The organism is Frankia sp. AgKG'84/4, assembly GCF_023242965.2.
GTDB lineage: Bacteria > Actinomycetota > Actinomycetes > Frankiales > Frankiaceae > Frankia.
In genome coordinates this window covers 1-4,277 of record NZ_JALKFU020000468.1, presented here as the reverse complement: position 1 = coordinate 4,277, position 4,277 = coordinate 1, and the positions used below count along the sequence as shown (strand labels likewise).

The 4,277-nt window shown below is 69.4% G+C and carries 2 protein-coding genes; both read left to right on the top strand.

Annotation, left to right across the window (positions count from 1 at the left end; genetic code table 11):
• On the top strand, window positions 1-779 hold a 779-nt coding region (locus MXD58_RS21370), incomplete at its 5' end, for an LmeA family phospholipid-binding protein (protein ID WP_250609800.1).
• A gap of 884 nt (window positions 780-1,663) precedes the next feature.
• Entirely contained in the window at window positions 1,664-4,252 is a 2,589-nt protein-coding gene (locus MXD58_RS21365) for an FHA domain-containing protein (protein WP_248839182.1), read from the top strand.
• Window positions 4,253-4,277 lie beyond the last annotated feature (25 nt).

Here is a 4,277-nt window from a genome sequence, read left to right as displayed (position 1 = left end):
GGCCGCCCGGCCCCACGCCGGCGAAGCCGCCGCGCAAGCGCCGGCGCGGCCGGCTGCTGGCGATCATCGCGGTCGTGCTCGTGGTGCTGTTCGTGGTGGGCGACCGGGTCGGTGTGGTCATCGCCAAGGGGCAGATGCGCAAGCAGGTCGAGGCCTCGGTTGCCGAGAACCTCAAGCCCGGCGACCCGGTGCCGACCGTCACCGACGTCAGCATCGGCGGGTTCCCCTTCCTCACCCAGGTGCTCTTCGGCAAGTTCACCGACATCGGCGTCGGTATCGACGGCATCCCGACCCCCGGCCCGAAGATCAGCTCCGTGAAGGCCCACCTGCGGGGCGTGCACGTGCCGCTGGGCGACGCCCTCACCGACAACGTGGGCCAGGTGCCCGTCGACGAGGTGCGGGCCACCGTCTTCATCACCTACGCCGACCTCAACGCCTATCTCGCCAAGCAGGCCGGAGCCGTCCAGGTGAACCCGGTCGACGGTGGCAAGCAGGTGGAGGTGCTCGGCACCGTGGACGTGCCCGGCTTCCGCTCCCAGCAGGTGGGCGGCGTGACGACGTTCGGGGTCACGGACAACTCCCTGACGCTGGCACCGTCCGGGCTGAAGGTGGTGGGTGGGCTGAACTTCAGTATTCCGCTGCCGACCGGAGTGTTCCCCGCGATCCCCATCCCGGTGTCCGGGCTACCGTTCCACCTGAAGCTGGTGAAGGCGTCGACAAACGCGACCGGCCTGTCTCTCACAGCGACCGCCAAGGACCTGGTCCTGCCCGCGAAATAACTTGCCGTCACCGATCGGCGCAGCACGGACCGCTTTTCCGTTTGGCCGAGATGATTCGTGACACGTTCACGGTGTCTCGGATCGGCGCCGTCCGACCGGCGAGCCATCTGCGAGCCATCTGCGAGCTATCGGTGACCCAGCGGTACCGATGCCGCTGCGGCTGGCCGCCGGTCGGGTGCCGTCGTGCACCCGGGCCCGCGCGGCGGGCCATGCCGCGCCTCCGTCATGCCGCGGCCATGCCGCGCCTCCGTCATGCCGCGGCCATGCCGCGGCGCCGGTCGGTGGACTGTCGACGGTTCTAGCCACCACTGATGACGTGCGGGAATCGGCCGGATGCGGAACGCGCGGAACCCGTGGCGATGCGGTGGCCCGGCCGGTCAGATCGGCGACATTCGCCACTCCCGCGGTGCTCCGCGCGGCATTCTCATAAAGTGCCGCACGGGAGTCGCGCGCCGCAGGTGCCCGTCGCCATCGGGGATCGGCCTCCGGGCCCGGGGTGAATCCGTGTTCAGCGGCAGGCCCGAAGGGCCAGGATGAAGATCAAAATCGAAAAGGCGGCGGAACCCGAGAGATGTCCACAGGTCCAAACGCGGCGGCGGCATCCGTCAATCGTCACCCGGGGTGGATCAAGGTCATCCCTCGACGCTACGATCGGACATCCGGCATGATCGGTCAACCCGCGTGACCGCTCGATGTGGCATCGCCGCCCGCCCGGGCGGCGTGGATAGGCCTGGTTCCGGCGTCCGAACTGGTGACAGCGCTCGATCTGGCGACAGCGCTCGATCTGGCGACAACGCTCGAACTGGTGACAGCGCTCGACTTGGTGACATGGTGGAGTTCGGCGGGACAACCCGGCCAGAGTCCCGTCGCGAAGGGGGAAACACGTGCAGACGACCTTCCTGAGAGTCGTCACCGAAGCTGGTGCGGCGACCGTACCCGCCGACGCCCAGTTCATCATCGGCCGTGCCCGGACCGCCGACTACGTCATCGCCGACAGCCGGGTGTCCCGTCGTCATCTCCTCATCGAGCGCACCGGCGGCGGCTGGGTAGTGCGCGACGTCAGCTCCAACGGCACCTGGCTCGACGGCCAGCGGATGCCCGAGGCCGTCGCCGTCGACGGGGAGATCCGGTTCCGGCTCGGCACGCCGACCGGCCCCGAGGTCGTCGTGCACGAGGAGTTCCCGCAGGGCCGCGGCCCGGTGGACGAGCCGGCCTACGACCCCGGCTACGACATGCAGACCATGCTGCCCAACGCCACCGGCTACACCCCGCCGCGGGCGACCGGCAACCGCGGCGGCGGTCGGGCCCACCAGGGCGCGACGAGCCCGGCGCAGCGTGGACGCGACTACGACGACTACGACGACCGCCGCCGCGACGACCGCGACGACCGCGACGACCGCGACCGTGCCGCCGGCCTCACCAGCCTCGAGCAGGAGCACGAGCGGCGCACCACCTACCGCCTGCGCCAGGGCACGATGTCGATCGGCCGCGCCCGTAACAACGACGTCGTCATCACCGACCTGCTCGCCTCCCGCCGGCACGCCGAGCTCTACATCGGCCGCGGCGGCGTGCAGATCGCCGACCTCGACTCCGCCAACGGCGTGTTCGTCAACGGTCGCCGGATCAACCGGACGGACCTGAACCAGGGCGACGTCATCGCCGTCGGCCACCACATCTTCCAGCTCGAGGGCGACCAGCTCGTCGAGTACATCGACTCCGGGGATGTCAGCTTCGAGGCCGACGCCCTCAACGTCTGGGCCGGCCAGAAGCAGCTCATGCACGACATGACGTTCAAGCTGCCCGGCCGCGCCCTGCTCGGCGTCGTCGGGCCGTCTGGCGCCGGCAAGTCGACCCTGCTCAACGCCCTGACCGGCTTCCGCCCCGCGGACAAGGGCACCGTCCGCTACGCCGGCCGGGACCTCTACTCCGAGTACGACGAACTGCGGCGCCGGATCGGCTACGTGCCGCAGGAAGACCTTCTGCACACCTCGCTGACGGTCCGCAAGGCCCTCGAGTACGGCGCCCAGCTGCGCTTCCCGCCGGACGTCACCAAGGACGAGCGCCGCACCCGGGTCGACGAGGTGCTCGCCGAGCTCGGCCTCACCCAGCACGCGAACACCCAGGTCTCGCGGCTCTCCGGTGGTCAGCGCAAGCGGACCTCGGTGGCACTCGAGTTGCTCACCCGGCCCACCCTGCTCTACTTGGACGAGCCGACCTCCGGCCTCGACCCGGGCATGGACAAGAACGTCATGGAGTCGCTGCGCAAGCTGGCGGACGACGGCCGGACCGTCGTCGTCGTCACCCACAGCGTCGCCCAGCTCGACCTCTGCGACTACATCCTCGTCCTCGCGCCCGGCGGCTACGTCGCCTACTTTGGGCCGCCGGGAGAGGCGCTGACCTTCTTCGGCAAGCGCGACTACCCGGACGTCTTCCTCAACCTGGAGGCGACACCGGGCGCCGAGTCGGCCGCGAAGTTCCGCAACTCCCGGTACTTCGTGCCCGCCTCGATCACCGCGCCCTCGGCGCGGCCCGCGCCGGAGGAGCTTCCCTCGCTGCGCCAGCAGTCCGTCGCCTCCCAGCTGGCTACGCTGAGCCGACGAACGATGGCCGTCGTCGCCTCGGACAAGTCCTACCTACGGCTGATCATCGCCTTCCCGTTCCTGCTGGGCCTGATCCCCAGAGCCATCGGTGGAAACTTCGAGCTGACGGCAGATCAGGCCAAACAGTTCTCCCCGAACTCCGACGGTCCAACGATCCTGCTGATCATGGTTCTCTGCGCCTGTTTCATGGGCATGGCGAACTCGGTCCGCGAGATCGTCAAGGAACGGGCGATCTACCGCCGAGAGAGAGCCATCGGCCTGTCCCGGTCGGCTTACATCCTCTCGAAGGTCGTCGTCCTCGTCTTCATCACCATCGCGCAGGCGATCCCCTTCACCCTGATCGGCCTCGCCGGGCGAACCCCGAAGACCGGACTCGTCCTCGGCAACTCGCTCCTCGAGATGCTCATCGCCGTCATCGTCGTCTCGCTCGCCTCGGCGATGCTCGGCCTGCTCATCTCCGCCATGGTCGACAACGCGGACAAGACCATGCCGCTGCTCGTCCTGCTCACCATGGGCCAGCTGATCTTCTCCGGTGGCATCGTCCCGGTCCACGGCACCGTCGGCCTCGAGCAGGTCTCCTACATCGCGCCGGCCCGCTGGGGCTTCGCCTCCATGGCGTCGATCGCCGACCTGAACCGCATCACCCTGGCCGGCGTGACCCGCCCCGACGACCCGACGAAGAAAATCAACCCGAAGGTCGTCGTCGACCCGACCTGGCAGCACACGGTCTCGACCTACGTCACCGACATCGCCGCCGGCGTCGTCGTAGGCCTCATCTGCGTCATCATCGCCTCCATCCTCATCCGCCGCATGGACCCCAAAGTCGTCAAGCGCGCCCCCGCCGCCCCCATCAGCGGCCCCCCGCGCCGCTAGCGCCGCCCCCCGCCGCGGCCCCCCC